The following is a 5,717-nucleotide window of genomic DNA, read 5'->3' on the forward strand; positions in this document are numbered from 1 at the left end:
TGTCCGCGGCCACCGCCGCGGCGGCCCACGGCGCCCGGGTCGCGCTGCTGGACGCGGCGCCCCGCCCCGGTGGCCAGTACTGGCGCCACCGCCCCGCCGACGACGGCGCCGCGCACCACGACTGGCCCCTCTTCCAGCGGCTGCGCACGGCTCTGGAGACGTATCGCGCCCGGCTCGACCACCTGCCCGGCCACGCCGTCTGGCACGTGGAGCGCACCGCCGACGGCTTCGCGACCCATGCCCTGTGCGATGGCGTGTCCCGCGAGGTGCTCAGCCGTACCGTCGTCGTGGCCACCGGCGCCTACGACCGCCAACTGCCCTTCCCCGGCTGGACCCTGCCCGGCGTCTACACCGCAGGTGGGGTGCAGGCCCTGCTCAAGGGGCACGGCGTCGTCGCGGGGCGGCGCGTCGTGGTCGCCGGGACCGGGCCCTTCCTGTTGCCGGTGGCCTCAGGGATGGCCGAGGCGGGGGCCACGGTCCTCGGCGTCTTCGAGGCCGGACGGCCCACCGCCTTCGCCCGCCACCCGCTCACCACCCTGCGCGCCGCCGCCAAACTCGGCGAGGCCGCCCACTACCTGCGGACGCTGCGGCGCCACCGGATCCCGTACCGCACCCGTACCACCGTGGTCCGCGCCGAGGGGACGGACACCGTCACCGGGGCCGCGGTGGCGCGGCTGGACGACCGGTGGCGGATCGTGCCGGGCACCCGGCGGCGGCTGGAGTGCGACACGGTGGCCGTGGGCTACGGCTTCACCCCGCAGACCGAGATTCCGCTCCAGCTCGGCTGCGCGATGCACCGGGACGCCGACGGCAGCCTGACCGCCCGCGTGGACACCCGGCAGCGCTCCACCGTGCCCGGGGTCTATGTGGCGGGCGAGGCATGCGGGGTCGGCGGAGCCCAACTCGCCTGCGCCGAGGGGGAGCTGGCGGGGCTGCACGCGGCGTACGTCACCACTGGCACCCGCCCCGATCCGCGCGGGATCGCCCGGTTGCTGCGGCTCCGGGCCGCCCGGCGCGGCTTCGCCGCCGCGCTGCACGCGGCGTATCCGGTCCGGCCCGGCTGGCGGGAGTGGCTGACCGCGGACACCGTCGTCTGCCGCTGCGAGGAGGTGACCGCCGGTGCCATCCGCCAGGCGGTGGAGGAGCTGGGGGCCACCGATCCCCGGGCGGTGAAGCTGTGCGCGCGCCCCGGAATGGGCCTGTGCCAGGGCCGGGTGTGCGGCTATGCCACCGCCGCCCTGACCGCCGCCCACGCCGGACGCGACGTCACCGAGGACGACCTGCGCGGGCTGGCGAGCCGACCCGTCGCCCAGCCGGTGCCGCTCGGACTGCTGAGGAACGCGACCGTGTCACACCACGACGAGGAGGGCGCATGAACGCACAGGCCAAGCCATGGCACGGGGTGCTCGTCGCGACGGCGTTGCCGCTGCGCGAGGATCCGACCGGCCGGCTCGCGGTCGACTTCGACGGCTACGCCGAACACCTCACCTGGCTCGCGGAGAACGGCTGTCACGGTGTCGTCCCCAACGGCTCCCTCGGCGAGTACCAGACCCTGACCGCCGAGGAGCGGGCCCGCGTGGTCACCACCGCCGTCAAGACCGCCCCCGAGGGCTTCACCGTGATGCCCGGCGTGGCGGCCTACGGCGCGGACGAGGCGCGGCGCTGGGCCGAGCAGGCGGCCGAGGCGGGCGCCCCGGCCGTGATGCTGCTGCCGCCCAACGCCTACCGCGCCGACGAACGCGCGGTCCTGGCCCACTACCGGGAGGTGGCCCGGGCCGGGCTGCCCGTGGTGGCGTACAACAACCCCATCGACACCAAGGTCGACCTGGTGCCCGAGCTGCTGGCGGAGCTGTACCACGAGGGGCTGATCGTGGCGGTGAAGGAGTTCACCGGCGACGTCCGCCGCGGCTACCGGATCCATGAACTGGCCCCCGCCCTCGATGTGTTGTGCGGCAGTGACGACGTGGCGCTGGAACTGGCCGTGGCCGGGTCGCCCGGCTGGATCGCCGGCTACCCCAACGCCTTCCCGCGCGCCTGCGCCGAGCTGTGGCGGGCCGCCTCGGCGGGGGACCTCACCACCGCGCTGCCGCTCTACCGCACCCTGCACCCGCTGCTGCGCTGGGACGCCAGGACCGAGTTCGTCCAGGCGATCAAGTTCAGCATGGACATCGCCGGGCGCTACGGCGGACCCTGCCGCCACCCGCGCGTACCGCTCACCGCCGAACACGCCGACACGGTGCGCAAGGCCACCGAGAAGGCCCTCGCGGAAGGGCTCGTCTGAACCCATGCGCAGCGACCGGGTCTTCCACGCCGTCGACTCGCACACCGAAGGGATGCCGACCCGCGTCATCACCGGTGGCGCGGGGGTGATTCCCGGCGCCACCATGTTCGACCGGCGCCGGTACTTCATGGCACACCTCGACCACATCCGCCGGTTCCTCATGAACGAGCCGCGCGGCCACTCGGCGATGAGCGGGGCCATCCTCCAGCCGCCGACCCGCCCCGACGCCGACTGGGGCGTGCTCTTCATCGAGACCTCCGGCTGTCTGCCGATGTGCGGACACGGCACCATCGGCGTCGCCACCGTCCTGGTGGAAACCGGCATGGTGGCGGTCGAGGAGCCGGTCACCACCATCCGGCTGGACACTCCCGCCGGGCTGGTCGTGGTGGACGTGGCCGTCGAGCGGGGCGCGGCCCGCGGGGTGACGCTGCGCAACGTGCCCTCGTTCGCGCTCGCCCTGGACCGCACCGTGAAGACCGCGGCCTTCGGCGACGTCGGCTACGACATGGCCTTCGGCGGCAACTTCTACGCCATCGTCGACCTGGAGCACCTCGGGATCCCCTTCGACAGGGCCCACAAGAACCGCATCATGGACGCCGGGCTCGCGATCATGGCCGCCATCAACGACNACAGGGCCCACAAGAACCGCATCATGGACGCCGGGCTCGCGATCATGGCCGCCATCAACGACCAAGCCCGCCCGGTCCACCCCGACAACCCCGAGATCAGCGGCTGCCACCACGTGTATCTGGCCGCCCCAGGATCGGACGCCCGGCATTCCCGCCACGCCATGGCCATCCACCCGGGCATGTTCGACCGCTCGCCCTGCGGCACCGGCACCAGCGCCCGCATGGCCCAGCTGCACACCCGCGGACTGCTGCCGCTGCACACCGACTTCCGCAACGAATCGTTCATCGGCACCCACTTCACCGGCCGACTCGTCGAGGAGACCACGGTCGGCGGACTGCCCGCGGTGGTGCCCACCGTCACCGGCCGCGCCTGGATCACCGGCACCGCCCAGTATCTGCGCGACCCCGACGACCCGTTCCCCGAAGGCTTCGAGCTGTGAAGAGCCGACCATGAAGTTCATCGACGCGGCCTCCGTCGCCGCCGCCCTGCCGATGCGCACCGCGATACGGGCCCTCCAGCAGGCGCTACGGGACGGGCTCGACCCCGAGGCCGACCCGCCCCGTACCGTGGTGCCGGTGGACCACGGCCAGCTGCTGCTGATGCCCGCCGAGGGCCATAGTCCCCGGGGACGCGGCTACGCGGGCGTCAAGATGGCCACCGTCGCACCGGACAACCCGGCGCGCGGACTTCCCCGCATCCAGGGGCAGTATCTGCTGCTGGACGCCGAAACCCTCACCCCGCTCGCCCTGCTGGACGGGGTCGCGCTCACCAACCTCCGCACCGCCGCGGTGTCCGCCGCGGCCGCCGACCGGCTCGCCCCGCCCGACGCGTCCCGGCTGGTGCTCTTCGGCGGCGGCCCGCAGGCCCACAGCCATCTGGCCGCGCTGCGCGCGATCCGCCCCCTCACCGAGGTCACCGTCGTCGGCCGCACCCCGGAGCGGGCACGCCACCTGGTCGAGGGCTTCCCGGAAACCGCCGGGGTCCGCGTCGTGGCCGGGGAGCCGGACGCGGTCGCGGACGCCGATCTGATCGCCTGCTGCACCACGGCCCGCACCCCGCTGTTCGACGGGACCCTGCTGCCCCCGCACGCCACCGTGCTGGCCGTGGGGTCGCACGAGCCCGGCGCCAGGGAGGTCGACGACCACACCGTCCGCCACGCGACCGTGGTGGTCGAGTCCCGCGCCGCCGCCACCCGGGAGGCGGGCGACCTCATCCAGGTCATCGACCGGGGTCTGCTCGACCCCGCCCAACTGCTTCCCCTCGCCCACCTGATACGCAGCCCCCCGGGCGGCCCGGCCGTGGCCCCGGGACGCCCCCGGCTGTTCAAGAGCGTGGGAATGGCATGGGAAGATCTCGTGATCGCCGGTACCGTCCATGAGGCCGCCGCAGCCGGCGAGGACGACAGATGAAGGAGACCGACCGCATGACCGTGGACGACGGGGCCACCGCGCGCCTGCCCTCGCTCCGCGGCCGCCGCAGCCTCCGCGAGGAGATCGCCGAAACCCTCCGCGGCGCGGTGATATCGGGCGAACTGAAGCCCGGCGTCGTGTACTCCGCCCCGAGCCTGGCCGAACACTTCGGGGTGTCCGCGACACCGGTGCGCGAGGCCATGCTCGACCTCTCCAAGGAGGGGCTGGTCGAGATCGCCCGCAACAAGGGCTTCCGGGTCACCCACCTCTCCGCGGCCGAACTGGACGACATCACCCACCTGCGCGCGCTCATCGAGATCCCGGTGATCCGGCAGATCACCGAGGCGGGCGTCGCCCCCGAGGTCATCGCGCGGCTGCGGCCGCTGGCGGCGGGCATCGAGGAGGCCGCGCACCGCCGGGACTTCATCGCCCACGTCACCATCGACATGGAATTCCACCTCACCCTGCTGGAACAGGCCGGGAACCGCAGGCTGGTGGAGACCGTGCGCTCGCTGCGCACCAGCTCCCGGCTCTACGGACTGCGCACGCTGACCGAAGGCAGCGCCCTGTTCGACTCCTCCCACGAACACGCCGAACTCCTCGACCTCATCGAGGCGGGCGACGCGGACGGCGCCGAGGCCCTGATGCGCCGCCACCTCGGCCACGTCCGCGGCATCTGGGCCGAGGAGAACGCACCCGACCCCACCCCGGGAAAGCTCACCGGGGAGCCGCCCCGGTGAGCGCGTTACACGAGGCCGAGGAGACCTACCGGCGGATGGCGTACGACACCTTCGCCCGGGACCTGAAGATGGGGTTCAACCTGGGCTTCTGCCGTACGTTCGCGGTCCCCGAGATCGCCCGGGTGCTCGTCTCCACGGGCCGGATGACCCAGCACACCCGGATCCGCGCCAAGGCCACCGGCGCGATGATGTACGGGCTCTTCGAGCACGGGCTGGACAGCGAGCAGGGCGCCGAGACCATCGCGGCGCTGGGCAAGCTGCACGCCCCCTTCGCCATCGGCGACGACGCCTTCCGCTATGTCCTCGCCTGTTTCGACCTCGCCCCGATGCGCTGGTGCGCGGCCCATGCGTGGCGCGTCCCCACCGACGCCGAACGGACCGCATCGCACACCCTCTACCTCGGCCTCGCCGAGCGTCTGGGCATATCCGAAGTGCCCGCCACCTGGCGGGAGTTCGAGACCTGGACGAGGGCCTACGAGCGTGCGCACTTCGCCACCACCCCGGAGGGCCGGGAGCTGTGGCAGGCCACCCGCGGCATGCTGGCCGACCGGGTGCCCGGGGTGCTCGGCCCGCTCGCCGGCGCGGCCGCGGACAGTCTGCTCGACGACCTGGCGCGGGAGGCCTTCGGCGCCCCGCGGCCCCCGGCCCTGGTCCGCG

At 73.6% G+C, this 5,717-nt stretch carries 6 protein-coding genes; all 6 read left to right on the forward strand.

Going from position 1 to position 5,717, the window contains the following annotated elements; genetic code table 11:
* On the forward strand, nucleotides 1-1,376 hold a 1,376-nt coding region (locus tag EEJ42_RS19280; protein ID WP_123101192.1), incomplete at its 5' end, for an NAD(P)/FAD-dependent oxidoreductase.
* Nucleotides 1,373-2,281 carry a dihydrodipicolinate synthase family protein gene (locus EEJ42_RS19285; RefSeq protein WP_123101194.1) on the forward strand — a complete coding sequence of 303 codons (909 nt, stop codon included), beginning with the start codon at nucleotides 1,373-1,375 and terminating at the stop codon, nucleotides 2,279-2,281. The genes EEJ42_RS19280 and EEJ42_RS19285, both read left to right, overlap by 4 nt.
* A gap of 4 nt (nucleotides 2,282-2,285) precedes the next feature.
* Nucleotides 2,286-3,350: a proline racemase family protein gene (locus tag EEJ42_RS19290; protein ID WP_123101196.1), complete on the forward strand. Its 1,065-nt coding sequence runs from the start codon at nucleotides 2,286-2,288 to the stop codon at nucleotides 3,348-3,350.
* A gap of 10 nt (nucleotides 3,351-3,360) precedes the next feature.
* Entirely contained in the window at nucleotides 3,361-4,320 is a 960-nt protein-coding gene (locus tag EEJ42_RS19295) for an ornithine cyclodeaminase family protein (RefSeq protein ID WP_123101198.1), read from the forward strand.
* Nucleotides 4,317-5,060 carry a GntR family transcriptional regulator gene (locus EEJ42_RS19300; protein WP_246096936.1) on the forward strand — a complete coding sequence of 248 codons (744 nt, stop codon included), beginning with the start codon at nucleotides 4,317-4,319 and terminating at the stop codon, nucleotides 5,058-5,060. The genes EEJ42_RS19295 and EEJ42_RS19300 overlap by 4 nt, the downstream gene beginning before the upstream one ends.
* Nucleotides 5,057-5,717 (forward strand): oxygenase MpaB family protein (locus tag EEJ42_RS19305; protein WP_148081992.1); only part of this gene is annotated, 661 nt, incomplete at its 3' end. The genes EEJ42_RS19300 and EEJ42_RS19305, both read left to right, overlap by 4 nt.

The sequence above is a fragment of the Streptomyces botrytidirepellens genome, from assembly GCF_003721215.1.
In the GTDB taxonomy this organism is placed as follows: Bacteria; Actinomycetota; Actinomycetes; order Streptomycetales; family Streptomycetaceae; genus Streptomyces; species Streptomyces himastatinicus.